We start from the raw sequence: 26906 nt of genomic DNA, 5'->3' as shown, positions 1-26906 counted from the left end.
CCAACACGAGCGAAATCCTTACCACCTTTGAACTCCAATCATGAAAAATTGTTAGTATTGATTGGCGGAAAAATTCCGTTAAATAGAATCCAAAGTCATAAGCGATCATGCTTTATGAAAACTAGGGTGGAACCACGTGTATGAAACTCGTCCCTTTGCCAGGGGCGGGTTTTTTGTTTTTTCGTAAGATAGCAGTATTTTGACTAGTGTTTGGATCTTGCTCCAGCGCCTAGTCCTTTTCTTCACCTTTATTTAAATGTCCTCAATGAAAGATAAAAAAGGAGTGCAGTCAAATGTCGGATCAATTGAAAATTACGTTTCCTGATGGTTCTGTGAAGGAGTTTCCGAAGCTCACAACAACCGAAGATATTGCCGCATCCATCAGTCCAAGCCTAAAAAAGAAGGCCCTTGCCGGCAAATGGAACGGAGCATTAATCGATTTCAGAACACCGATTGAACAGGATGGTTCAATCGAAATTATTACACCTGAAAGTCCAGAGGCATTAGAAATATTACGCCATAGTACTGCACATCTTATGGCTCAAGCAGTAAAACGCCTGTACCCAGATGCAAAATTTGGTGTAGGACCAGTCATTGAAGATGGCTTTTACTATGATATGGATTTGGACCATGCGATTACCCCTGATGATCTTCCAGTTATCGAAAAAGAAATGAAGAAGATTATTAGTGAAAATATTGAAGTTGTTCGTAAGGAGGTTTCTCGTGCAGAGGCGAAAGAGATTTTTGCGAACGATGAATACAAGCAAGAGTTAATTGACGCCATTCCTGAAGATGAAAAAGTCACAGTCTATGAGCAAGGGGATTTTATTGATCTTTGCCGTGGAGTTCATGTTCCATCTACAGGTAAAATCAAGGAATTTCAATTGCTAAGTATTGCGGGAGCGTATTGGCGTGGAAATAGCGACAATAAAATGCTTCAGCGTGTGTATGGAACAGCCTTTTTCAAAAAGGATGATTTAAAGCAATACTTAAAATTCCGCGAAGAGGCAAAAGAACGCGATCATCGTAAAATCGGAAAAGAACTAAGTCTCTTTACGAATTCACAAAAAGTTGGACAAGGTCTTCCACTTTGGTTACCAAAAGGGGCAACCATTCGTCGTATTATTGAGCGATATATTGTCGATAAAGAAGTTTCCTTAGGCTATGATCATGTGTACACACCTATATTGGGAAGTGTGGACCTTTATAAAACAAGTGGTCACTTAGATCATTATCATGATGATATGTTCCCGATTATGGATATGGATAATGAACAGCTTGTTCTTCGTCCAATGAACTGTCCACATCATATGATGGTGTATAAAAATGATATTCACAGTTACCGAGAATTACCGATTCGCATTGCTGAACTTGGAACAATGCATCGTTATGAAATGTCTGGAGCTTTATCTGGCTTGCAGCGTGTTCGAGGAATGACTTTGAATGATGCTCATATCTTTGTTCGTCCTGATCAGATTAAAGAGGAATTTATCCGTGTTGTCCAACTGATTGAAGAGGTTTATGAGGATTTCGATTTAACAGATTATAGTTTCCGTTTGTCTTATCGGGATCCTGAAGATAAGGAAAAATATTTTGATGATGATGAAATGTGGACAAAGGCGCAGACCATGCTGAAAGAAGCGATGGACGAGCTAGGTGTTGACTATTATGAAGCCGATGGAGAAGCTGCTTTCTATGGTCCGAAACTAGATGTTCAAGTAAAAACCGCACTTGGAAAAGAAGAGACACTTTCAACCGTACAATTGGATTTCTTATTACCTGAGAAATTTGATCTAACCTATGTTGGAGAAGATGGAAGGCAACATCGTCCTGTTGTCATCCACCGTGGGGTCGTGTCGACCATGGAACGTTTTGTAGCTTTCTTAATTGAAGAATATAAAGGTGCTTTCCCTACGTGGCTTGCTCCCGTTCAGGTGACTGTAATTCCTGTTTCACCTGAGGCACATTTTGATTATGCGAAACAAGTGGTAGATGAACTAAAGAAATCTGGTTTGCGTGTGGAAATGGATGAACGTGATGAAAAAATGGGATATAAGATCCGTGAAGCGCAAATGAAGAAAATCCCTTATATGCTCGTTGTCGGGGAAAACGAAATTAAAGAACAGGCTGTGAATGTAAGAAAATATGGTGAAAAGAAATCTGAAACCATTCCATTCGAAACTTTCTTAGCTGCATTGAAGGAAGAAGTCGATAGCATTTAAGAAAAGTGTGGGTGCATAGCGCCCATGCTTTTTATTTGTTCATTTTGTTGTTAAATGAAATCTCCAGCTCAGGAAAGGTTTACAAATGTTTATTAAAATCTGTCACACTGTTTATGCTATAGTTATTTCAAGAAGTGAGTGCTCGTAAGAAGGAAATATACTAGCGGTTTGTTATCCTGGAAAATCTACATAATTGGACTATTTTGATCAATAATTTTGGCGGTTATGCTACAAAGTAATTAATTTGATGTACAAAAACACAAGTTAAGTAAAAAATCTGGTCGTACTTAAGCGACGTTATGAAGAATAGGGGTGTTGGCAATGGCACGTGTGTTATTTATCAATGCCGGATCGGAAGGGCATATCAATCCTACTATTGGTGTTGTACAAGAGCTCATATCATGCGGTGAAGAGGTAGTGTATTTTTGTATAGAAGCTTTTCGAGAACGTATGGAAAATATCGGGGCTTCTGTTCGAACCTTTGATGATCAAGAATTTATTAAAGCTTTTATTTCAGGAGGCAGAAATTATGAGCTGGAAAGAATCAATGGTCTGCTGTTGACAGCAGATATAGTCATACCCTCTGTTCTTGATCAGATCAAAGGTGAACATTTTGATTATATCATCCATGATTCTATGTTTGGCTGTGGGCGTTTGCTGGCTCAGATTTTAAAGCTTCCTGCAATCTGTTCATGTTCTTCCTTCGCGGAGACAGAGCCATCTTTTTATAAAATGTTGGAGCAAGCCTCTAGATCGCTTCCTTCAGAAGTCATTCATGCAGCTAACGAACGTTTTCAAAGCCTGAAAGCAGAAGTCGAGAAAAAATATGGGATAGAAATCAATTCACCTTATGAGGTATTCTGTAACCCTGCATCGTTAACCATTGTGTATACGGCAAAGGAGCTTCAGCCTGATTTTCAGCAATTTGATCAAACGTATCAATTCGTTGGACCGTCCATCTCCAAACGTGCGACTCAAGAAAACTTTAGTATTGGTGGAGTTGAGGCTGAGAGCTTGATTTACATATCTCTCGGTACTGTATTTAATCAAACGGTCGATTTCTACAAGCTCTGTATTGAATCTCTTGGAGATACTGACTATACTGTCATCATGTCAATTGGCGATAAAACCTTGATCTCGGATTTAGGTAAAATTCCTGCAAACTTTATTGTAAAAGACTATGTTCCTCAAAATGAGGTACTACAGCACAGTAAATTGTTTATAACCCATGGTGGAATGAACAGCACTAATGAAGCTCTTTACTATGGTGTGCCGCTCCTTGTTATTCCACAAAGCGCGGATCAACCGGCCATTGCCCGGCAAGTCATGCAAATTGGTGCAGGAATCCAATTGTCAATGCAAGGCTTGACTGCCACACAGCTATGTGAAGCAGTTGATCAGGTGTTGAACTCCGTATCTATTCGGAATGCAACTGTGAAGATTTCAGAGTCCTTCCGGCGGTCAGGCGGATATTCTCGTGCGGTTGATGAGATTTTTAAATTTGTGGAAAGGTAAGTTACAACCAGAATCCTAAACCAAACCCTTCCGACAAGCAGAAATAAATTTCTAACTGTATAGAAAGTTGGAGGTCTTTTGAAAGAGCTAAGATCCGTGGGAAATCGGTAAACTTAGAAAGAATATCCATTGAAAATCGTCCATAACATGCTATAATAGCATTATTCGACAACATTATAGTACACTCATATAAATCACAGGGATATGGCCTGGAAGTTTCTACCGATTTACCATAAATAAATCGACTATGGGTGCAAAGTTTGAAAGAAAACGTAAGCCGCTAGGCATGTTTTCTTTTTCCTTTTGAGATGTGAAAACTCGAAGACTTTGCTCCCATTTATCATCGGGATGCTAGGTCATCGAGTTTTTTTGTTTGATCTATTTGTTGTAAATGACGAAAGGGGCCATCATAGTGCAGGCATTAAAACATAAAATTAAATCAGAAGGAAAAGTACTATCAGATACCGTGTTAAAAGTAGATTCTTTTTTAAATCATCAAATTGATCCACAGCTTATGAAAGAAATTGGACAGGAATTTGCAGACCTTTTTCATGATGAAGGGATTACCAAAATTATCACGATTGAGTCTTCTGGTATTGCTCCTGCGACGATGGCTGGTTTGATTATGGATATACCAGTTGTGTTTGCTCGTAAACGGAAATCTTTAACCCTATCTAAAAATCTTTATTCGGCGAGTGTGTATTCTTTTACAAAAAAAGAATCAACTGAAATTTCCGTTTCACGGGATTTTATTCAACCACATGATGTTGTTCTAATTATTGATGATTTTCTAGCAAATGGACAGGCTGTTCTTGGCTTGATTGACATCATTGGACAAGCAGGGGCACGTCTTTCCGGTGTTGGAATTGTGATTGAAAAAGGTTTTCAAACAGGTGGAGAGCTTCTTCGTAAACAAGGCATTCGTGTTGAATCACTCGCGATTGTATCTTCTTTAGAAAATGGAAAAGTCGACTTTACGAAGGAGGCGCAGGCCTAAATGAAGGATGCATTAAAGTCGACAACCCTAGGTATTCAGCATTTGTTAGCTATGTATGCAGGAGCAATTATTGTTCCTTTAACGATTGGGAAGGCTTTGCAATTTACTCCTTCGCAACTAACGTATTTAGTATCCATTGATATTTTAATGTGCGGAATCGCCACGATCTTGCAACTATTTAGCAATCGATTTACAGGGATTGGGCTTCCCGTTGTGCTTGGCTGTACATTTACAGCGGTTGGTCCGATTATTGCGATTGGTGGAGAATATGGTGTATCAGCAATTTATGGATCTATTATTGCTTCAGGTGTCATTATCGTTATTATTGGCGGGTTCTTTGGGAAACTTGTCAAATTCTTCCCACCTGTGGTGACAGGTTCAGTCGTCACAATCATTGGAATTACGCTCATCCCCGTAGCTATTCAAAATATGGGAGGGGGACAAGGGGCAGCTGATTTTGGCTCACCTGCTAATCTCTCCCTTGCTTTTGGTACCTTGCTTTTCATTATCCTGCTCTATCGTTTTTCTACTGGTTTTATCCGAGCAATTTCGATCTTGTTAGGACTAGGGATAGGAACGATTGCAGCGATCATTATGGGAAAAGTGAGCTTTGCACCTGTTGGCGATGCATCTGTCTTTCACATGGTTGAGCCCTTTTACTTCGGGTATCCTACTTTTGAATGGTCGGCCATTTTGACGATGACATTAGTGGCGATGGTGTCTCTTGTGGAATCATCAGGTGTTTACTTTGCCCTAAGTGATATTTGCGATCGGAAGCTAACAGAAAAAGACTTAGCAAAAGGATATCGAGCTGAGGGATTAGCTTCAGTGATTGGCGGGCTCTTTAATGCATTTCCTTATACAACTTTCTCGCAAAATGTCGGTTTAATTCAAATGTCAGGGGTTCGCTCCAAAAAAGTCATCGTCATTACGGCTGCTATGCTAATTGGACTAGGATTTTTACCTAAGCTTGCTGCCGTGACCACGGTTATTCCTGATTCAGTTTTAGGTGGAGCGATGATTGCGATGTTTGGGATGGTCGTATCACAAGGAATTAAAATGCTTAGCAAAATTATTTCCGATTCCCAAGAAAACTCGATGATTATTGCTTGTTCAGTTGGAATTGGACTTGGCGTTACAGTTGCTCCTGATCTATTCGAAGCTTTACCGACCGGTTTACAAATCATAACAAGTAATGGCATTGTAGCGGGGAGTTTAACAGCTATTATTTTAAATATTCTCTTTAATATGTTACCAGCAAGAAAGAAATCAGTAGGTGTTACATCGAAACAAAGTGCATAAGGATAAAAACCGACAGTTTTCATTTACACTGTCGGTTTTTTTGTCTAGAGATTTTTTTAGTATGGATCAGCGTCATGGCTATCTTCCATGGTTTCCTTCGATACTTTTTCAGCATCATTGGCGCCAAGTGGATTCGGGTCGTGATCTTTCATCGTAGTATTCAAACCTTCCCTTAATCTACGACCATATTCCTCGTCTGCTTCCTCAGCCAAGGCAATCATTTTGTCTTGAATACGCTGATCACAGCCTGAAAGATCATTCACAAGATTATGGATTAATTCATCTTTCTCCCAATCTTCAAACATCCGGTAAGTTTCTCCAGCTTGTTTGGTGTTATTAGGACGATCAATTGGCTCCCTCACAAGTTTGCCATTTACCTCAGGAGTGTGTTCTTTGCCCAGTTGTTTTGCTTCTTCTAATCCTCCTAGAATAGATGGCTCATAATTAATATGCGGATTTTTTCCTGGTGCGCGTTCTGCTTCATAACGCATCTGTCCACCTTCTTGGTTTGTAGCCACCCGTTTTTTGGCTGCATTAATTGGTAACTGCAAATAATTGGCCCCCACACGATATCGTTGCGTATCTGAATAAGAGAACGTCCGCCCTTGCAGCATTTTATCGTCGGAAAAATCGAGACCATCAACAAGGACACCCGTCCCAAACGCAGCTTGTTCAACTTCTGTAAAGTAATCTTCAGGATTTTTGTTTAAAACCATTTTTCCAACTGGAATCCAAGGAAATTGATCATTAGGCCACAATTTTGTATCATCCAATGGATCAAAGTCTAATTCCGGATGTGCATCATCACTCATAATTTGTACAAACAATTCCCATTCCGGATAATCACCTTGTTCAATCGCATCGTATAAGTCCTGTGTGGCATGATTAAAATTCTTCGCTTGAATTTCTTCTGCTTCTTTTTGCGTGAGGTTTTTAATGCCTTGTTTAGGTTCCCAGTGGTATTTGACTAGTACGGCCTCTCCTTCACTGTTGATCCACCTGTACGTGTTGACTCCAGAGCCTTGCATTTGCCGATAATTTGCTGGAATACCCCATGGCGAGTAAATAAATGTGACCATGTGAAAAGATTCCGGTGAATTTGAGCAAAAGTCAAAGAAACGCTGACTATCTTGAATATTGGTAATAGGATCAGGTTTAAAGGCATGAATCATATCAGGGAACTTGATTGCATCCCGAATAAAGAAAATTTTAATATTGTTTCCAACTAGATCCCAATTTCCATCCTCTGTATAAAACTTAACAGCAAAACCGCGTGGATCACGTAATGTTTCAGGAGAATGTCCTCCATGAATCACGGTTGAAAAGCGCACAAAAACAGGAGTTTGTTTCCCTTTTTCTTGAAAGAGCTTAGCACGGGTATATTTTGAGATCGGTTCATCACCCGCCGTTCCGTATGCTTCAAAATAGCCATGTGCTCCAGCCCCGCGGCCGTGAACAACACGCTCAGGGATTCGCTCGCGATCAAAGTGACTAATTTTTTCAATAAAATCATAGTTCTCTAATGTAGCTGGGCCACGATTTCCAACCGTTCGAATATCTTGGTTATTCGTGACAGGGTGTCCTTGGCGATTGGTTAGTGTTTTTTTATTTTCAATATTGGTTTCATGATTGTTTCGTCCCTTATCCATCTAATCCCCATCCTTTTCTAGTTATAATATAAGTTCTATGGATAATGTTCCCGAAAGGAATGAAAATAGCCTTGTTTTTTTATGTAGTTAAAAAAGAGGCTTATAATATAACGGACCTATGATGAGGCAAATGTTTCTTTTATTGGTGAGTACTATATTAGAGGATGGCATTAGTGGTGATTGAAAAACCGACAGAGTATATGAAAACTTTTGATTTTTTAGCCATAAGAGATATCCAGCCCTGTAAAACCCTCATAACGGAAAAATCTCTTTATCTAATATAGAAAACATCCGAATAAGATTTCAGTCGACAGTAAAAATCAATGCTTGACAAGCAATGACCTTGATGTTATTTTAAATTACCGATAACAATTGTAAACCCTTACAAATTAAAAATAATAAGGGTGTATAGACCTTTGTGCTACGATATCGGTAAAAATTGTATACAAAACTCACAGAATTATAGAGAGGATGAGGACAGGGGATAAGGAGACAAAAAGAAGATCGATCTTCAGTTATTTCAGTTAATCATGTTCAGTAAAGTCATTAAATATGTTTGTATTTCTATTTTAGTTTTTTGTAACGCTGACTAATTGTTTGAATGGCTTAATAGACCAAAAGGGGAGAGATATAAATGAAACATAGGAGCTTAATATTTTCAATATTCTGTATAATATTTCTTTTAACAGCTTGTTCCGATAAAAATTCTTCTACTTTAGATCATGGAGATGATCCCGGAGGTTCGAAAGAAAAAGATGAGACTGTCGAAATGCAGTTCTCAGATGAAGAAGTTACGGTGCGTGTGGCTACACCTTGGGGAGAGGACTATTTTATGAATAGGATTGGAGAATATGCTGAAAAACAGTTACCACATATTACATTAGAGCATATAGATTGGGATGGAAGTGTTGAAAATTTAGAGGAGCTTTATGCTGGAGGCACAACTCCTGATGTGTTTTTGGCGTTTACAGGGCAACAACCTTTAGAGAAGCTAGATTCAGTTTTCCCACTGGATGATATGCTGGAGTCTTATGGCATCGATTTATCTCATCTTCAACCACTAGTTTTAGAAGAAATTCGCTCAAGGGATAAGGAACGGCGTCTTATTGGTATCCCACAGGAAACTGGAGTTCTTGGACTTTACTACAATAAAGAAGTATTCGATCTGTTTGGAAAAGAATATCCAAATCCGGACGAAAGTATGAGTTGGGATGAAGTGATGGATCTTGCAGCTAGTTTAACCGGAGAACGAAATGGGAACGTTTATTGTGGATTAGAAATGGATTTATTAGAAATGGCTCCATTATGGGAGTTATCAGCAAATATGACAGATCCTGAAACAGGTGACGTCTTGTTAACAAGTGACCCCAAATTTACTAAATATATGAAATTAATGGAAAGATTTTATAATATTCAAGGAAATCAAGCGGAAGAATGTAGCTTTGGAGGAAAAACAACAGCGATGAAAATTGATTGGCATGGATTACTAGCCCAATGGGGAGGAGGAAATGTAGAAGACGTAGAAAAAGAGGTTGAATACCTGGAACCCATTGATATTGCACCAATTCCAACATGGGCTGATGCACCGGAAATTGGCCCTTCTCCAAGAGGAATTCATCCTTGGGTTATAAACAATCATAGTGATCAAAAGGAAGCAGCCTTACAATTTATTTTAGCTGGAGCAACAGAAGATTATCAATTACAGCTTTCACGTATAGGGACACCTTCCGCTTTGAACACGGCAGAGTCTATTGAAGAATTTGGGGCTGAAAATGATTTTCTCCCAGGAAAAAATATTGAAGCTTTATTCCATACTACACCAGCAGAGCCACCTGAGTTTAAAAGCATTTGGGATCAGTTTGTCACATTTGACTTTGAAAAGTACCAAGAATCTGGTGTAGATATAAACGAATTTCTAAGGGTTACGGAGGAAGAGTCTGTGATAAAAATAAAAGAGGAGATGGCCAGTCAGGAGAATTAATATTTCGCATGTAGATGAATACCATCAAGAAGGTTGTTGTAATTAACAAAAAAACAGATCCAATTCAAACGGGCGAGTAGGAAATATAGAAAAAAGGTAGGCACTACAAATAGTAGATGCCTACCTTTCAAATTTTTAATGGATTTCTTCTGTGACTTCCTCAATTATTCCTGCCATTTGGCAATTGTTGCATTTGCACTTTGAAAGAGATAATCGTATGCATGATCTGAGATATTTTTCTTCTGATGATCTAGCAATTTTTTAAAGTTTTCCATATGTTTAATGATCTTTTTATTGTCTTGCTTCTTTTCAAATTGGGAAACAGCAGTCAAGTGAAGAGATAAAGCGTGTGCTGTATGCTCATTTGTAATTTCTCCTTCTATCCAATATTCTTCTACAAGGGCAACTAAATTTTGTATCACTGGATCATAATTCGTCTTCAACCAATCTGTTGTCCCCATTGTCACTTTGTCAACACCAGCATATTTGGTAACTATCGACTCCACGCTATTTAATGGAAGAACATTGTAGGTATAAGGTAACGTTTCTTCATAATTATATTCGAACATGAATGGATCGGTTGGTGGATTCTCTTTATCCATATTTTCAACTCCAACAATATGAGAAGACCACGCCCAATTTCCCAGTGTTGCTTTATCATACCAATTAAACCCTTTTGTAAAAAGGTTCTCACCATTATTATCCCAACTGCTGCCTATATATGTTCCATCTTTATTGGTTATTCTCGAGTTCACAATTAGATTATGATTATATGCATCCCGAAATAATGTATTCCAGGGCGCATTCATGTTTTCCGTATCCATCCCTTGAACTTCAGCTCCTGTGATTGGCTCATAAATATCATTAAATACTGATGTATCTGCCGCAATAGAGGCACCATTGCGTGCATTGAGCGCTCGGGAGAGATTATCTGTTCCATACTTTGCAATTGCCTCGACATGATCTAGTACATTATGATGAGTGGAGTTATCGAGATATATATTGTATAGATGACCCGAGCCTTGACGAATCATTGGTACCCGCTGACCGATATTATGATAACGAGAATAGGCGATTGTCAAACGAATTCTTTGATTCCCATCTTTAATTTCAACCCCATTACTTCCAACATAATTCATATAATCTTTATCCCCTGAGCCATTCAAATGACTTTTACTATGATAAGCTGCGTAAGCCATAATCTGTTCTTTGGTTGCTCCAGCGTTTCGCATATTATAATAAACACTATCTGAATCAAGTTGATTGGAAATAAACTTTTCCTCCATAAAATGAATAGATTGGTAAATCCCACTATCCTCAGGTAGATTTTCACTAGCTTCCAAGCCAAATTCATTCCATGAAAGTGTTACATTAGTTGAACCATTCTTAAGATCAATCAAACCATCTGCTGCAATAGAAAAACGACAATGGTCGATCCAGACATTATTAGCCCCATTTATTTTGAAGAAGGACCAGCCAGCTTCTTTATGCTCTCCAGTATCATCCCATTGCCACATTCCATCAAAATTCAGGTTTCTAAAAACAAGATCACTGCTAGATCTTTGTAATTTAATCTCAACATGACTAATTGTTCTTCCGCTATTTGAAAATATTGTTAACCCATTGACGTTATCGATATTTAACTGGGAAACACCAGAAGCATCTAATAACGGATTTGTATATCCATTCATTGGTTCTGAATACTTGCTGATAAAACTATACTTCTTTTGCTCCGCAGAATTTAGATTTAATGCTTTCCATCCTAAGTTCAGATCTTCCATGACTTTAATCACTTTTACATCTCCGCTACTCGCATCCGCCACAGCCTGTAGGAAATCCTTCCCTGTTCTTACCTCGCGATAGTAAGAGGTTCCTAAGTAATGACTTCGGTCGCTCACTCCTAATGAGGCAAACCCAGTTACAGACAGAAAATGATTGTTATAATTCATCACCGTTCTTGTAGTATTTGGGATGGTATCAATCATAGCCGCTTTTATTTTTAGATTCCCATCCAAAATAATCGATGAAGTAACGAGCGACAAAGAAAATATTAAAATAATCATTGTTTTAAGCTTCATCATCTTTTCTCCTTTGTTTTATTTGATATTTGGAAAACAAATTACGTGTGTTTAACCATAATGACTATTCAAAAATAAATCCCTCCTTTTGCTTATTTAAATAAGGAAAACGTTTACATTGATATTTTTACAGATCATTCTCAAAATATAAATTAAAAAACTAGACAAAATTGTTTAAAAAATAGTTCTCTTTCAATTAATGTAATTAAAAAATTTAAATCTAAAGAAAGGAGTACCTTCAATAATGTCGAATAAAGTAAATATAAAAGGCTATGTAAGATTTGGGACTACCCACATACTAAATTATGATCAAGGGGGGGGATGTAAGTGAACTTCTAACTCCTTGAATACCAACAGATATGACAGGATCTGGCAATTTGATGAAAGGTTAAAATAAGGAGGCATGTTAAAAATCAGCCGTATTTTTAATTATTTTAATACGATTAAAAATAAAATCTTCTCGATCACTTTATTATTACTTTTTCTCTTTACGATAACAACTTTCCTATTATTTCATTATTTTTCTAAAATGTATGAGGAACGCATCTATGCAGAGTCAGCTGAAAGCCTTCTTTTATGGTCCACAGTATTGGATAAAGAGTTTGAAAAAGTTGAAAAGCTCTCCTTTCAAATTAGTACTGATAATTCTATTCAAACGTATTTGCAAACGATTAAGTCAGATCAACTTGATTATCAAATCTATAAAACAAGAATGTTACTAACGGAACGTTTAGTTGCTTTTGCTAATATGGAACGGTATATTACCTCGGTTCAAATAACTGATCTTGTTTCCGAGCATTATATTGGTGGCTATGATCCCGAGTTTAATGGGGATTTTGAAAAATATAAGGATATTTATCAATCCAAAGGGGCTAGTGTTTGGGCAAGTCTAGAGCAGAATAAATTGTTGTCAGCTAGACAAATTCGGAGAATGAAGAATGTGAGTCTTGATCATCTCGGTTATCTTGGTATCACTATTGATATGAATAGTTTACTTAAGCAAGTTTTGAAGGAACCTAGTGATAGAAGCATTATGATAGCAATGGAAAATGATATCCTTTATATGGATGAAAATTTTGAAAGCGCTATATTAGATGTCGTTAATTACGAAGCTGGTTTAGAGTGGGGCTATCAAATTAGTGAAATAGAAGGAAAAAAGTATTTTATCACTTTTCAAACATCCGATTACTCCCATCTTACCTATTATAATATTCTTCCCTATGACAATATTGCTGAAAAGACGAAAGTTATGACTCATTTAATGATTATTTTTATTATATTGATGATTTTATTGACCATATATGTGAGTAGAAGGTCAGCAAAGGCTATCTCAAAACCAATAGAGGCATTGACGGAAAAAATGAAACAAGTTCAGAATGGTCGATTTGAAGATGTATCTTTTGAGAATGAAGATTTTCAAAAAGATGAAATCGGACAAATGCAAAAAAATTTCAAGTTGATGCTTGAGAAGATTAATGAGCTTATAAAGGAAAATTATCAAAAGCAATTAATCATAAAAGAGACACAATACAAAGCACTACAAGCGCAGATTAACCCACATTTTTTATATAACACATTAGATTCTATTAATTGGCTTGCAAGAGTGAACAAAATGGAAAAGATATCAAACCTAGCTGAGTCATTAGGTAATATGATGCGCAATATTATTAGTAAAAAGGCTCCTCTCATTACAATTGAGGAAGAATTTGAGATTATCCATCATTATATTACGATACAGAAATATCGTTATGAAAATAGGCTGCATTTTTCTGTTCAGAACATAGAGGGGATAAAAAAAACTAGTATTCCTAAACTAACGATTCAGCCGATTGTGGAGAATGCCATTCAACATGGATTAGAAGAGATCGTTTCCACTTGTGAGATTGAAATTTTTCATGAAATCAGAGAGAGGCAACTGTGTATTATTGTATCTGATAATGGCCCTGGAATGGAAAAGAAAACGATTCAAGCTATTTTCGAAGGGAGGAATAAGTCAAAAAGCACAGGGATTGGCCTGCATAATATTAATGAACGAATTAAATTAATGTTTGGTGATGAATATGGTATCCATATTGAAAGTAAAAAAGAAGCAGGAACGAGAGTCATCGTCAAGTTACCTTTTCAAACGAGGTGAAAGATTTGTATAAAGTTTTATTAGTGGATGATGAAATAAATATATTAAAGGGGATTGCTCTGCTAGTTAATTGGGAAAAATGCAGGACTAAGCTTGTGGCAGAGGCACACCATGGGAAAATGGCACTTAACTATGTGGAAAGAGAAGTTCCCGATATCGTTATTACAGATATTAAAATGCCTGGAATGAATGGGATTGAGTTGATTGAGAAAATACATACCTCTTATCCTCAAGTAAAATTTATTATTTTATCTGGCTATGATGAATTCGAATTTGCAAAGACAGCGATGGCATACGGGGTAAAGCATTATTTATTAAAGCCTAGTAATGAATTGAAAATAGAGCAAGCTTTACTTAAAGTAGTCGAAGAAGTAGATGAACAAAACCGTACACAGCAATTCATCTTTTCAATGGATCAGAAACTAAAAAAGATGATTCCGGGAGCAAAAGAGCAATTCTTAAATGAATATATTACCAATAAGGATTATGGTGTACAGGATTGGGCACAACTCGAAAAGGTTTTTGAGATTGATTTTTCTTCTCCACTAAGATTGTTTGTTTTTATGATTGAACATGAAAGTAATTATGAATATATATATGCCTTAAAGAAAATGATCTTAACGGAAATGAAAAAGGATCGAAGTGTAGTATTGGATACCTTGATTGATGAGAGAATTGTTATTTTAGCAAGAGATAATAATGTTGATTATTTTATAGAGATGATTAAAAGAGTACAAAAAATATTTTATCAAACTTTTCAATTGTCGTTTCTAGTAGCGATAAGTGGTTCAGGAAATCAACATGAAATACGAGATTTATATGAGGAAGCTTTAGAGAGTTTATCCGAACGATTTTATTTAGATAATGGAAGTATCATTACAAAAAAGTGCTGGAATTTTCAAGGGACTAATGAAAGGATTGTTCCTTATGATCATCAACATTTAGTTCATGTCATTCGTAATGGAGATTTAAAGGGAATTCACAAGTACTTAGAGAATTTTTTTTCATATTTAAAAAAGAACGGTTATAGCGAGAAGGAGGTAAAAACTCATAGTTTGGATTTGTTAATGTCGACTATTAGGCAAGCAAGTAAAGATCATAAAAAAGTATTACTGAAACAGATGATACAATTTGTAGAATTACCAACATTTGAACAGGTAAAAGGATTTATTGTGACTGTTGCAGAAGATGTAGCTAAGCTTCATTATACAGATACGAAGAAGATTCAAAGTCATGTTATAAGGCAGGTAATTGAATATGTGGACAAATATGTAGGTGATGAAGAACTTTCTATAACGAAAATTGCAACTACTATTGTATATATGAACCCAGATTATCTTGGAAAGTTATTTAAAAAGGAAGTAGGGGAGAGTTTTTCTAATTTCTTAATCGAACAGCGTATTAAAAAAGCGATTGAATTACTGGAGCAACCAAAGGAAATGAAGATGTTTGAGATAGCAGAATTTGTTGGCTTTGGTAGTAATCCTCGTTATTTTAGTCAAGTATTTAAAAAGCACACAGGGTTTACGCCAACTGAATATAAAATGCACTATGGACTTATCAATCAGGAGTAAGGGCAAAAACCCAACTTTCTTCTTTTGATAAGTCTATTTTTTATACATCAAAGTCTGTTTATTTTATTTTTTTAAATGGCGAACTATTCTATAGTATCAATATAGTAAACGCTTTCAAAAGGACATTTTAGAGGGGGAAAAGTATGAAAAAGTATTGGCTATTCTTATTAACAATTGTGTTTATCGCAATGATGGCAGCATGTTCAGGAGGGACAGAGAAAGGTTCATCAAATGCGAGCGATGGTGGTGATAATAAAGAAGAACAGGAACAGACAGGTGATGACGAGCAAGTGACATTACGAATGTCTTGGTGGGGTTCCCAAGGTCGCCATGACATGACATTAAAAATTATAGAGCTATATGAGGAGCAGAATCCTAATGTGAAAATTGAACCGGAATTTACCGGATTTGATGGATATTTTGAAAGAATGGCTGCACAGGCAGCAGGAAATAATCTTCCGGATATAATGCAACAAAACTTTGGAGAATATTTAAATCTTTATGCTGAGCAGGGATTATTAACAGATATTAATCCATTTCTGGAGGATGGCACGATTAATTTAGATGGGGTAAGTGACGTTGTCTTAGATTCAGGAATGAAGGAAGGCAAACTTTTAGGAATACCAACAGGCACGAACGCTTTTACCGCTCTTTATGATCCTGCAATGATGGAAGAGGCTGGAGTAGAAATGAGCGATGATTGGACATGGGAGGACTTTGAAAATATTGTGAAAACAGTGAAAGATAAAACGGGTCAGTATGGCGCGAAACTGCCCGAAGTAAAAAATGTTTTTGAATTCTATGTTAGAGAGCAAGGGTATAAACTGTTCAATGATGATGGGACTGGATTGGGGTATGAGGATGATCAGATTTTAGTTGATTATTTTAATCGGAACTTAAAGCTTTATGAAGAAGGAGCTCTACCAGGCTATGATGAAACACAGCAAGTGCAAGGACCAGAAGATGAACTTATTGTTCACGGGAAGGCTGCAATCGACTGGAGATGGTCAAACCAAGTTGGAGTTGTAACAGATGCAGCAGGTAGAGAGCTAAAATTAAACTTGATGCCTGGAGAGAATAATAGAAAAGGGATGTTTTTGAAACCAGCAATGTTATGGTCGATCGCCGAAAACTCCGATAAAAAAGAAGAAGCTGCGAAATTTATCGATTTTTTTACTAATACAATAGAAGTCTTTGATATTGGCGGGACAGACCGTGGGATTCCGATTAAAGAAGAGATTCGAAATGAGATGGTTTCTGATTTAGAAGAAGTAGATAAAAAAGTTTTTGATTATATTGAATTTGTCACAGAGAACAGTTCACCAATTGATTCGAATTTTCCAGCCGAAGCCTCTGAAGTTATTAACGAACTACAAAACATTGACGAGATGGTGATGTATAAAAAACTAGCACCTGAAGAAGGAGCAGCAGAATTTAGAAAAGAGGCTGAGGCGATATTGAATCGTTAGTTAATAAAACTTGTAGATGAACAGGTCTTCTTTATATAGCAAGGCTGCAATAAGTGGGGGGGTATCCTCCACTTATAGATTGGAAGTGACAACGGACGGCCGCGGAGGAAAAGATGGCTGCTTTATCTCAATATTGAAAGATCGCTAAGGGGGAGGATGGCAGATGCCAATAAAAAATGCAGATATAACTTCCAATATGTCTTTAAAAATATCAAACAGAAGAAAGTTAAAAACAGATTATGAAGAAGGTATGGGATATCTATTTATTTCTCCTTTTGTTATCGGATTAATTGGTTTAACACTTTTTCCTATTTTATATTCCTTGTACTTGTCATTTACTGATTATACGATGGGTGGCCAAGCAAATTGGATTGGCATCCAAAATTATGAGCGAATGCTTACTGGTGACAAAACATGGAAAGAGTCTATAAAAGTAACCTTTCTATATGCGGGTGCGGCTGTACCGATACGACTTGTTTTTGCCCTATTTGTAGCAGTTGTATTAAATAAGGTAGTAGAAGCTGTTGGCCTATATCGTACTCTTCTTTACTTACCATCAGTCGTCGGAGGAAGTATTGGAATATCCATTATGTGGAGACAATTATTTGGTAATGATGGAGCACTTAACTCGATTTTAGCTATGATTGGTCTTCCAACACATTCATGGTTAGGTGACCCTGATACGGCCATTTGGACACTTGTTGCTTTGTATGGTTGGCAGTTTGGTTCATCTATGCTTATTTTCCTTGCTGGACTGAGGAATATTCCACAAACCTATTATGAAGCATCAAGTGTAGATGGCGCCAGACCTTGGCAGCAGTTTATCAAAATTACAATTCCGTTATTAACGCCAGTTATTTTGTTTAACACAGTGATGCAAACGATTCAAGGGTTTATGGCTTTTACGCCAAGTTTTATTGTGACAAACGGTGGACCTATGAACAGCACGCTGTTATATGTTTTGTACATGTATCGCAGAGCTTTTGAATTTTTTGATATGGGCTACGCCTCCGCTATGGCTTGGTTCATGCTGATTATAATTGCTTTCTTTACTGCACTTATATTCAAAAGTTCAGATAAATGGGTACATTATGGTGATTAAAGAGAAAGGAGTTTAAGAATGGAGATCAGAACAAAAAAGAGGAATAATAAAATACTTCTACATGTAGGGCTTATTATTTTTACTGCGGTAATGCTGTATCCACTTGCGTGGATGGCTATGAGTTCTTTTAAAGAAAGCTCGACTGTCTTCATTAATGCCCATAAGCTTATTCCAACAGAATGGGATTTCAGCAATTTTAAAGAAGGATGGAAAGGTTTTGGAGGGATTACCTTTACGACTTTCTTTAAAAACTCATTAATTATTACGTTTGTGGCCACAATTGGTAGTATCATTTCCTCTACGTTTATTGCATATGGCTTTGCGAGAATTAAGTTTACGGGTAAAAAGTTCTGGTTTGTATTAATGATGCTTACCTTAATGCTTCCTTATGAAATGGTTATGATCCCTCAATATATTATGTTTAATAGTTTTGGTTGGGTAGATACATACCTGCCACTAATTTTACCAACTTTTTTAGGAGTTCCTTTCTTTATCTTTTTAATCATGCAATTTATTAGGACAATTCCAACGGAGTTAGATCAAGCGGCTAGAATTGATGGATGTAATACAATTTCCATTTTCTTTAGGATCATCGTTCCGTTGGTTGTACCGGCAATGATGACAGCAGCGATCTTTTCATTCTATTGGCGTTGGGATGATTTTATGGGACCGTTACTCTATCTGGTGACTCCGGAAAAGTATCCTGTTTCCTTGGCGTTAAAACTCTTTTCTGATCCAAATGCTGTTACGAATTGGGGGGCAATGTTTGCAATGACAACAGTTAGCCTGTTACCAGTCTTTATTATCTTTTTCATATTTCAAAAATACATTGTAGAAGGGATTAGTACAAGTGGGTTGAAATCATAATGAAATTTCTTCTAAACTTGAAAATTCTAAGAAAAATGATCTAAGAACAAGTGGAATAAACTGCTGTTGCGAAAAACGACTTTTCAAAGATAGCAAGGGTATCTAAATGCTAAATCAAGCTTCTTTTCATTTTAGTAAAGTTATCTGTAAGAAGGAGATAGAGAAAATGCAAATGAATCGGTTATTATTCGGTATTAATAATGTTTGCAAATGGATCACTTATTTTTTCTATTTAAATTTGTTATGGTTAGGGTTTTGCCTTTTAGGTGGTATTATACTAGGAATTTTCCCAAGCACAGTTTCTCTCTACATAATTGCTAGAAAGACAGCCTTAGGGGAGGAAGATATTCCACTCGCCAAAACATTTTGGCATGCCTATCGTAGGGAATTCTTACGTGCCAATGGTTTGGGCTATTCATTACTGTTCATCGGTGGTCTAATCACATTTAATTTATTCTTTTTCAGAAATGTTGAGGGTAGCAGTAATCTTTTTATGAGTTTCTTGATGCTGATCATAATGATTGTTTTTATTATGCTTTTTCTTTATATTTTCCCGGTTTATGTACATTACAAATTGAATATACTTCAATACTTGCGTCAGGCTGTGCTCATTGCCTTTTTACAACCCTTAAATCTGATCATCATGTTGATTACTTGTGTAGCAACTTATTATTTCTTTGTATACCTGCCAGGCTTTATTCCACTTTTCGGAATAAGTATATTTTGCCATTCAAATATGTGGCTTGCCTATCAAGGTTTTCAAGCTATTGAGCGTGTCGCTGAAAAGAGGAAAATCGTCCAAACAGCCTTGTAGTTAGATCTAATTACCTTACACTTAAACAAAGTACATGAAGAGGAATAATAATGCGTATAAATCGCAAGCATCAGGGCTGAACAATGATTTAGCGTTATTTAAGCCAGAATTGCGTAACTATATTCATTATAAATCTATGGTTAGCGCATTTCTTTTCAAAGAATAAGTGATGATCATTTCTAATATACTGTTCATATAGATAATTGCTCAAGGGGAAAATCATTTACTTCTTTATGGTATAATAAGACTTGTATTTATATTGCTCCTTTTTTGTATTCTACGTTTGTCCTATCATTACTCTTTGTTTAGTTTTCAGAAAAAGGGGAATTGAACAACTTAATAAAATCTATATCCCTCTAATGAATCTCTTGTCCTATAAAAAAGATAAGAGATTCATTAGAATTTTAACAGCGTTGTTATTGGATAGTGGATATCATAGAAAGGAAGCTGGAAAATCCCCTTTCCATAATCGAAAAATAGAAGGTGTTACTATTAGTACTTCGAAGAAAAATAAGCTTACATATAATCATTTAAGTGCGTTTTTTATTCCCTTGGCACTTTCATCCAGCTTAACCTCTCTTACTCATATTATTATTAATGGGACATTGAGTAGAGGAGAAAATGCGACTTTTATTATTGCATGTTATGCTGTTGCATTTTCATTATTTGGAATTATAGAACGTCCGATTATTAGTCTACGGCAAACGAGCTCAGCGCTTGTGAAAAATCCAAATTCCTTTAGAACGATTACGATTCTTTTCTTACAGGTTACGGGGATTATTGTGGCAATCAGTTTATTGATTAGCTATACAAGACTAGGAGATTGGTTATTTATATACTTTTTTAATGCAAGTGAGGATATGGTTTACACAATCTCACAAACATTTAAAGTAATTACTTTGGTCGTGATTTTCTCGGGAATACGTGGGATTTATCAGGGATTTATGATCAATCAGCTAGAAACAAAATGGATCACAATTGGTGTCGTACTGCGCTTGATCGGCATGTTCGCTGTTGCATATCTATTTATAGCAACAGACCGTGTTACGAGCATGGTGGGAGCACTGATCTTTTTAGTTGGGATGCTCATAGAAATGGTCATTAGTGTCTGGAGAGGGCAACGGATCCTTAACAGACAAAAAGATAATAAAGAACCCTCTGTTGGGAAGAAGGAAATGCTGGGATTTTACACACCACTTGTTTTCTTTTTTGTCATACAGACGCTACTCATTCCCGTTGTGTACGCCTTTTTAGCGAAAACAAATAATATTGAGGCGGGAATTGCTTCATTTGCGTTGGCTTATAGTATCTGTCAATTGGTTTTAAGTTTTTTTATGTTTACGCATCAAATTGTTTTACAATTTTACGATGAAAATAAAGAAAAAGTGCTTCGTTTTATGATTATCATTAGCCTGATTCCCACTGTATTATTGGGAATATTATGTGTAACCAAAGCAGGGCCATGGTTTATGAAAGTAATAATGGGAGCAGATCCCTCCCTATCCAACATGACGATTATTGTGCTTACTTTTTTTCTTTTCCGTGCGTTGTTATTTCCCTGGGTTGATTTTTTAAATGGTTATTTAATGCTTAAAAAGAGGACGAAGAAGATGTTGATTGGACAGATCGCCAATTTGATTACAGTTGTTCTTTGCCTGATTATTTTTGTAGTCTTTTTTCCACAATGGAATGGCATTATCGGCGCAGCCTCCATCTCTATTGGTGAACTGACTGGTTTGGCGGTAGTTCTATTCAATGTTATACGGGTAAGTAAGGAACCTGCCCTTTTTAAAACAAAGGAAAATGAGATTTCGGAATATACCTAATGCGAGTATACGATCTGTAGAAAAAGCTCGTCTTAAGTAAATTCTGGGATATCAATTTCCCTTTTTCGGGTATGAGAACGCTAACAATAATGATAAAATAGTAATTTAAGAGACGAGTAGGATTTTACCTATTGCTGAAAGGAGTATAGAAAAGAGGGATGGATGATTGACAAAACTATTTAATCAATTCAACGCTATACGGAACCCAATCAAGGCTTTTTTGGATGTTTTCAATTATTTTAAGGCTGTTCTATGGCAAGCTTCGAAGCCATGGACCATGCTTTTATTTATTTTAAATCTTTGTGGAGGATTAACACTTGCGGCTGAATTATGGGCGATGACGACATTGATTAATCAGTTAATTGAACAATCCCCTTTTCGGTCAGATTTTCGGCAGGTGATTCTGTCCTTGTTCCCATGGGTATTACTTTTGATTGGGGCAATGTTCATCAAAAATACTGTGAACGCTATTCAACCTTATATTTCGAAACAATTACAGGAAAAGACATCAAGTATCTTAAATAATCATATTTTTGAAAAGTCGACCGCATTGGATTTACGTTCATTTGAAACAGAGCAATATTATAATCAATTAGAAAATGCGAAAAGGGCGACAACTAATCAATTAACCCATGCAATCGAAAGTATTGGCTCTTTATTAGGACATCTTGTGGAACTCGTCGTTATTATTTTTGCTATTTCCAAAGCTGGCATAATTCCTGCCATCTTATTAGTAATCGGCTCGATCCCGTTAATTATCACCAATATTTTAGCAAATCGAGAATTTACTAGGGTGAATTATCGACAATCTCCATTAAAAAGGAAATTTCAATATTGGCTTAATCTGTCAACGTCCCGTTCAACTGCTGCTGAATTACGTTTATTTGGTCTTGGTCCTTTCTTTCTAAAAAAATGGAAAGGGATTAGTGACCAACTGATTGGGGAATTGCTTCAAGCGCGAAAACAAACAGCTTTCACAAGCATAAAAGGCACCATCCTTTTACTGATAATCTTATCGCTGATGATTATCAGCACTGTCTATTCAACTATAAATGGAACCATTACTGTTGGTGTTTTTGTCGCTTTTTTATACATGTTGAATCGCTATCAGCAAGCGATTCAGCTAATCTCTCATTATGGAGAAATGCTGTCCGATTTTTTCTTCCAATTTCAGTATGTTCCTAAATTTTTACAGATTGGAACAGAAGAGGCAACTACAGGAAGTAAGGCCCCAGAAAATATCCAAGAGGGTGTTGTTTTTGAGAATGTTTATTTTTCTTATCCGGGCAGCTCAAAACCCGTCCTACAGAATATACATTTGCATATACCAGTTGGGCAGAAGGTAGCAATTGTCGGAGAGAATGGTGCTGGAAAAAGTACATTAGCTTTACTGCTTCTCGGGCTATATAAACCAACAAAAGGCAGAATCCTTGTTGACGGGATGGATTTAAATGACATTCATCCAGTTACATGGAGAAAGAAAGGGGCGGCGGTATTTCAAAATTTTGTTAAGTATCAATTGAGTGCTCAGGAAAATATTGTCTTTGGCGATATCGCTCATTTTGCTGATATAGATAAATTACGTTATTCTGCCCAACAAAGTGGGATTGATGAGGTGCTCACTCAACTTCCTTATAGTTATCAAACACTGCTGGGAAGGGAATATGAAAATTCTAAAGACTTATCTGGTGGTGAATGGCAGAAGGTAGCGATTGCTAGAGCATATTTTAAGGATGCAGATATTTTAGTGTTGGATGAACCAACAGCATCATTGGATGCTCAATCCGAATATGAAGTGTACAAGCAATTCAGTCGAGTAGCTGGTGGGAAAACAACGATGTTGATATCCCATCGTTTAGGATCAGCGAAATTAGCTGACAACATTATCTATTTACAAGCAGGAAAGCTAGTGGAAACAGGAACTCATGAGGAACTAATTGCTCGAGAAGGCCCATATGCTTATCTATATCGTGAACAGGCGGAATGGTACCAGGATCGAGAGGAGGAAAAGGATGTCACATTCGAGCGATAAAGGTTGGAAAAATTCGTGGGAGCGATGGAAATATTTGCTTAAGTTGTTTAAGCTTTTGACATCAACCGCACCGAAGGAAGTATTCTTTATAATGTTCATGACCATTTTCCAGGGGTTGATCCCACTTCTCTTGATTTATGCTCTACAACAATTGGTTAATGTGATAACACAGATAAGAGGACGTACCTCCTCTGAAATTCCTTTTGATATTTCCTTTTGGGTGGCGCTTTTTATATTTGCACTTATCTTGCAATTCGCCGGCAATATTTTTGTTTCCATGGTGAGGGATCATATGCAAGAGCGTATAAAGGTTGATATTCAAAGATTTATCATCGAGAAAACGCATCGTCTTTCATTAACACAATTTGAAAATCCGGAACTCTATGATCAATTACAGCGTGCGAACAAGGGGTTGGAGACAAGATTGTTTTCGACGATGGCTTTTATATTTAGAAGTATAAGTGATTTTATCACGCTTGTTTCCTTATTGCTATATTTAGGCTTTATCCATTGGAGCATCCCTTTGGTTCTATTGATTGGTAGTACCATTTTTTCCCTTGTTCGAGTACGATTATTTACAGAAAAGTATATTCTCGATCGAAAGCAAACAGCGGATTCTCGGAAGCTACACTATCTCGAAAGCTTATTGACAGCAAGAGAAGCGGCACGAGAAATACGCTTATTCGGCTTGGGAAACTATATAAGAGAAAATTGGAAAACGCTTAATAAGAAATTGATTGCTGACCGAATTCATTTGGCGAGAAGGGAGAGTCGTCTAGAATTAGTTAGTTCTAGTGGGAATACGATCACCTTTGCAATTGTCTTAACAGGAGTTGTCTATATAGCGACATTGGGTTTACTTTCTATTGGACAATATGCCGCTTTTATTCAAGCAGTCATCCAATTCCAAGACAAGTTGACAAATTTCTTCTGGTCGATGGCATTGGTTCACAATGATTTAAAATATATGAAAGATTTTTTTGATTATCTAGAATTGCCAGAGGAACAGAATAAAGGGGAGTGTCTAACAGCAGAACGATTAACGGTAGGTGTTGAATGCAAGGAAGTGAGCTTTAGTTTTCCAAATTCGCAGGAACCTGTTTTTCAAAATGTTGATTTGTGTATTAAACCTGGTGAAAAAATTGCATTGGTTGGAAATAATGGCTCAGGGAAAACAACATTGATCAAATTACTATTAGGCTTATATCAACCAACGAATGGAAGAATTGTAGTAGATGGAAGTGATTTAAGAAAAATAGATTTAGGTTCCTGGAGAAAGAAATGTACTGCCATTTTTCAAGACTTCTATAAATATCATATGACTGTGAAGGATAATATTGCGATTGGTCAGATTGGAAAAATGGATGATGATAAAGAAATAATTAGAGCGGCTTTTGCCTCTGGAGCCGATGAAATAATCAAGGATTTACCTAAAGGGTATGAAACCTTTCTAGGAAAAGAATTTGATGGGGAGGAGCTTTCGCAGGGACAATGGCAAAAAGTAGCCATTGCTCGCGCCTATATTCGGGACGCGGAATTACTCATTTTAGATGAACCAACAGCTTCCCTTGATCCGCAGGCAGAGGTGGAGATTTATAAACAATTTAAGGATATTTCTCAAGACAAAACAACGATTTTTATTTCGCATCGCTTAGGAATTTGTAAGCTAGTCGATCGAATTATTGTATTACATGATGGCGGCATTGCTGAACAAGGAACCCATGAACAGCTCATACAAGCAAATGGGCATTATGCCAATATGTATCGTCTTCAGGCACAGTGGTATGCGTAGGATCAAGGAGGAGAAGGGAATGCTCGATTTTCATAGATTGGATGAAGTCCATCTAGAGGTTTTGGAAGAATGGTTCAAGGATGAAGAAATATTGCACCGATTAGGTGGTACCTTGCCGTTAAACAATTGGTTTCAGTATGTACAAAAAAGCCCCTATTATTGGGCATGGCTTGTCCAGGAACAAGGTAGGCCTGTCGGGGCAATATGGATGGAAAGGGACACCAATCTACAGCCTCAATAGCTTTATTAACCCATCCTCAATTGAGAAATAAGGGATATGGTACGAAAATGCTGCAAACATTCCTTCAAAGACCGGAGCTATTACGCACACAAAAAATTGAAGTCGGAATTGAACCAGATAATTTCGCAAGCCTTAGCTGTTTTAAACATGCTGGCTTTAAAGAAGAAGGTGTTGATGCAAATGGTTTTATGATTTTGACCTTAGAATTTTAAATTCATATTGAGGATAGTGAGGTTATGAAGGAGCTTACAATCAATCAACTTGAGGGAATTTTAAATAAAAAGATCATCAAACGTAAATCCATTTATCTTTCTGAGCATGTCAGGGTCATTGAAAAACTAACAACTGAAGATAGCATGATTCTAATAAAATATGGCGATGACAAAGGTTTAAAGAATGAAATAACTATGTATAACAAAGTATTGAGTGGGAGCCAAGATCCTGTACCTAAATCTTTCGTATGCAAGAAAATTGATAATGATATCTGCTTGTTAGCACTAGAGTGGGTAGACGGTGTTCATCCGAATTTTAGAGATACCAATCATATTAAAAAAGTATTCCCATCATTGGGGATATGGGTGGCAGAATGGTCTGTTAAAATAGAAAAACTTCAGGAAGTTTCTAAGGTAGAGTTATCAGCCTTTTCCATATTAAATCAATTATTGGAAGAACATCAATTAAGATTGTCGAATATGTTGGGGAGCACATTGATTGATCTGCTTTATCAATGTATTTCCTATCAAGAAGTGGTTATTCAGAACCTTCAAAGCTTCCCTTTAACATTAGATCCCGGGGATATATCACTACACAACATAATTTTGAATGCTGAAGGAAAAGTTATTTTTATTGATTTTGAATCTTGTTCGGTAAGACCGATGATTATGGTGGTTGAACATTTAGGAGAGGACTATGAATCAATTCCTTATAAAAAGACTGACATAGAAGAGGCTTTAATGTCATATTTAGACGCTTGGAATAGTTTGGCTCAAACAGTTATTACAAAGAAGAAATTCAACCAAGGTCATCTTTGCGCTAGGATCTATTATAAAATTGGAGACTTTAATTATTGGATTACTAGCATTATTGAGGAGCATCATATTAAAGAAACCAAGGAATGGATCGATAGAGGGGAACAACAATTATATGAGTTATTAAAAAAACTAGAAAATGAAACTACGCATCCTGGGGGATTAGCCTGATTGGTGAGACCAAATAGTGAGTTTTATCAAAAAGAATTATGAATTTGATTCATAAACAATAAATTTTTTCGTTACTTTATTATTAATGGCATAGTTAGCTGAAAGGGGGCAT

Annotated in this window: 19 protein-coding genes and 1 riboswitch; of the genes, 17 read left to right on the top strand and 2 right to left on the bottom strand. The window is 36.6% G+C overall.

Translation table 11 applies throughout. The features are described from left to right. The first annotated feature begins 293 nt into the window (after positions 1-293). The 4 genes from thrS (at position 294) to KI375_RS08995 (ending at position 6036) form a co-directional block, all read left to right on the top strand. Complete coding sequence (gene thrS / locus KI375_RS09010) at positions 294-2222, top strand: threonine--tRNA ligase (protein WP_212973149.1); 1929 nt, start codon at positions 294-296, stop codon at positions 2220-2222. A gap of 321 nt (positions 2223-2543) precedes the next feature. Beyond that, on the top strand, positions 2544-3737 hold the full coding sequence (locus KI375_RS09005) for a macrolide family glycosyltransferase (protein ID WP_212973148.1): 1194 nt from the start codon (positions 2544-2546) through the stop codon (positions 3735-3737). Positions 3738-3902: 165 nt separating this feature from the next. Then, positions 3903-4005: riboswitch (purine riboswitch) on the top strand. Between the two features lie 144 nt (positions 4006-4149). Further along, positions 4150-4734, top strand: a complete 585-nt coding sequence (locus KI375_RS09000) for a xanthine phosphoribosyltransferase (RefSeq protein WP_212973147.1) — start codon at positions 4150-4152, stop codon at positions 4732-4734. Next, the gene (locus tag KI375_RS08995) at positions 4735-6036 is read left to right on the top strand and encodes a nucleobase:cation symporter-2 family protein (RefSeq protein WP_212973146.1); all 1302 of its coding nucleotides are present in this window, start codon (positions 4735-4737) and stop codon (positions 6034-6036) included. 56 nt (positions 6037-6092) lie between these two features. Here the strand turns inward: KI375_RS08995 and KI375_RS08990 are convergent, their stop codons facing one another. Continuing rightward, on the bottom strand, positions 6093-7685 hold the full coding sequence (locus KI375_RS08990; protein WP_212973145.1) for a catalase: 1593 nt from the start codon (positions 7683-7685) through the stop codon (positions 6093-6095). 634 nt (positions 7686-8319) lie between these two features. On the opposite strand from KI375_RS08990, the gene KI375_RS08985 reads away from it, so the two are divergent. Beyond that, positions 8320-9666: an ABC transporter substrate-binding protein gene (locus KI375_RS08985; RefSeq protein WP_212973144.1), complete on the top strand. Its 1347-nt coding sequence runs from the start codon at positions 8320-8322 to the stop codon at positions 9664-9666. Positions 9667-9830: 164 nt separating this feature from the next. Here the strand turns inward: KI375_RS08985 and KI375_RS08980 are convergent, their stop codons facing one another. Further along, the gene (locus KI375_RS08980; RefSeq protein WP_212973143.1) at positions 9831-11744 is read right to left on the bottom strand and encodes an FIMAH domain-containing protein; all 1914 of its coding nucleotides are present in this window, start codon (positions 11742-11744) and stop codon (positions 9831-9833) included. Positions 11745-12147: 403 nt separating this feature from the next. On the opposite strand from KI375_RS08980, the gene KI375_RS08975 reads away from it, so the two are divergent. From KI375_RS08975 to KI375_RS08920, 12 genes are all read left to right on the top strand, one after another. Next, positions 12148-13878, top strand: a complete 1731-nt coding sequence (locus tag KI375_RS08975; protein WP_212973142.1) for a sensor histidine kinase — start codon at positions 12148-12150, stop codon at positions 13876-13878. Positions 13879-13883: 5 nt separating this feature from the next. Next, positions 13884-15452, top strand: a complete 1569-nt coding sequence (locus KI375_RS08970; RefSeq protein WP_212973141.1) for a response regulator — start codon at positions 13884-13886, stop codon at positions 15450-15452. Between the two features lie 143 nt (positions 15453-15595). Further along, the gene (locus KI375_RS08965; RefSeq protein ID WP_212973140.1) at positions 15596-16921 is read left to right on the top strand and encodes an ABC transporter substrate-binding protein; all 1326 of its coding nucleotides are present in this window, start codon (positions 15596-15598) and stop codon (positions 16919-16921) included. A gap of 184 nt (positions 16922-17105) precedes the next feature. Beyond that, on the top strand, positions 17106-18023 hold the full coding sequence (locus tag KI375_RS08960; RefSeq protein ID WP_374706823.1) for a carbohydrate ABC transporter permease: 918 nt from the start codon (positions 17106-17108) through the stop codon (positions 18021-18023). A gap of 18 nt (positions 18024-18041) precedes the next feature. Beyond that, positions 18042-18890 carry a carbohydrate ABC transporter permease gene (locus KI375_RS08955; protein WP_212973139.1) on the top strand — a complete coding sequence of 283 codons (849 nt, stop codon included), beginning with the start codon at positions 18042-18044 and terminating at the stop codon, positions 18888-18890. Between the two features lie 166 nt (positions 18891-19056). After that, positions 19057-19704 (top strand): YesL family protein, encoded by a 648-nt coding sequence (locus KI375_RS08950; RefSeq protein WP_212973138.1) that lies wholly within the window; start codon positions 19057-19059, stop codon positions 19702-19704. A 413-nt stretch (positions 19705-20117) separates the two neighbouring features. Beyond that, entirely contained in the window at positions 20118-21530 is a 1413-nt protein-coding gene (locus KI375_RS08945) for a multi antimicrobial extrusion protein MatE (RefSeq protein WP_212973137.1), read from the top strand. Between the two features lie 166 nt (positions 21531-21696). Continuing rightward, positions 21697-23562 (top strand): ABC transporter ATP-binding protein, encoded by a 1866-nt coding sequence (locus KI375_RS08940; RefSeq protein WP_212973136.1) that lies wholly within the window; start codon positions 21697-21699, stop codon positions 23560-23562. Continuing rightward, positions 23543-25354, top strand: coding sequence for an ABC transporter ATP-binding protein (locus KI375_RS08935; RefSeq protein WP_212973135.1), 1812 nt, complete (start codon positions 23543-23545; stop codon positions 25352-25354). The genes KI375_RS08940 and KI375_RS08935 overlap by 20 nt, the downstream gene beginning before the upstream one ends. Before the next feature lie 19 nt (positions 25355-25373). Next, positions 25374-25595, top strand: a complete 222-nt coding sequence (locus tag KI375_RS08930; protein ID WP_212973134.1) for a hypothetical protein — start codon at positions 25374-25376, stop codon at positions 25593-25595. Beyond that, positions 25559-25807 carry a GNAT family N-acetyltransferase gene (locus tag KI375_RS08925; RefSeq protein WP_212973133.1) on the top strand — a complete coding sequence of 83 codons (249 nt, stop codon included), beginning with the start codon at positions 25559-25561 and terminating at the stop codon, positions 25805-25807. The genes KI375_RS08930 and KI375_RS08925 overlap by 37 nt, the downstream gene beginning before the upstream one ends. Positions 25808-25831: 24 nt before the next feature. Beyond that, positions 25832-26794 carry a hypothetical protein gene (locus KI375_RS08920; RefSeq protein WP_212973132.1) on the top strand — a complete coding sequence of 321 codons (963 nt, stop codon included), beginning with the start codon at positions 25832-25834 and terminating at the stop codon, positions 26792-26794. The last annotated feature ends 112 nt before the right edge of the window (positions 26795-26906 follow it).

Origin of the sequence: Bacillus sp. J14TS2, from assembly GCF_018333015.1 — a bacterium.
Taxonomy (GTDB): domain Bacteria; phylum Bacillota; class Bacilli; order Bacillales; family Bacillaceae_C; genus Lederbergia.
Note: the sequence above shows the minus strand (reverse complement) of the source record. Positions and strands in the feature narration are given on the sequence as shown.